We start from the raw sequence: 685 nt of genomic DNA on the forward strand, positions 1-685 counted from the left end.
TCTGCAGGAACCGCCCACTGAAGAGGGTGACGGCCTCGACGGGCTCGTCGGCGTAGTCGGAGGGGGTGCGCATGCGGCCATGGAAGAGGTCGTCGACCCGGTCGATGACGGCCAGGAACAGGGCGTCCTTGGTGGGGAAGTGGGCGTAGAGCGACCGCTTCGAGGTCTTGGCGCGGGCGGCGACGGCATCCATCGACGTCCGCTCGAAGCCGCTCTCGAGGAAGAGGGCTTTCGCCGAATCGAGGATGTGCGCGTGCAGGACGTCGCCGCGACAGTCGGCGAAGACCGTACGGGCCCACGGCCGCAGGCGAGGAGAGCCCTTGGCTTCACCTTGGTCGTGGCCGTGCTCGCTGTGGTGCTCGACCAGGCCTCGAAGGCCCTCGCCGTGGCACAGCTGGCCCCGGGGGAACGGATCCCGCTGGTCGGGGACCTGTTCGGCCTGTCCCTGGTCTACAACCCCGGAGCCGCGTTCTCGCTCGGCTCCGGGGCCACCTGGATCATCACCCTCATCGGCGTACTCGCCTCCGCCGCGGTGGTCATCTTCGCCATTCGGCTGCGCGGTGCCCGCTGGGGCCTCGCGCTGGGGCTGGTCCTCGGCGGCGCGGTCGGCAACCTCATCGACCGAATCATGAACCCGCCCGCGTTCGGCCGCGGCCACGTCACCGACTTCCTCGCCTACGGCGAC

2 protein-coding genes are annotated in these 685 nt (G+C 70.1%); one reads left to right on the forward strand and one right to left on the reverse strand.

Annotation, left to right across the window (positions count from 1 at the left end):
* Nucleotides 1-193: TetR/AcrR family transcriptional regulator (locus ACWKWX_RS32650; protein ID WP_483829932.1), on the reverse strand; the 193-nt coding region annotated here is incomplete at its 3' end.
* A gap of 60 nt (nucleotides 194-253) precedes the next feature.
* Between ACWKWX_RS32650 and ACWKWX_RS32655 the strand changes: the two genes are divergently transcribed.
* Nucleotides 254-685, forward strand: a 432-nt coding sequence (locus tag ACWKWX_RS32655; RefSeq protein ID WP_483829933.1) for a signal peptidase II, incomplete at its 3' end; no start/stop codon positions are given.

It is taken from the genome of Pseudomonas imperatae (genome assembly GCF_057128625.1).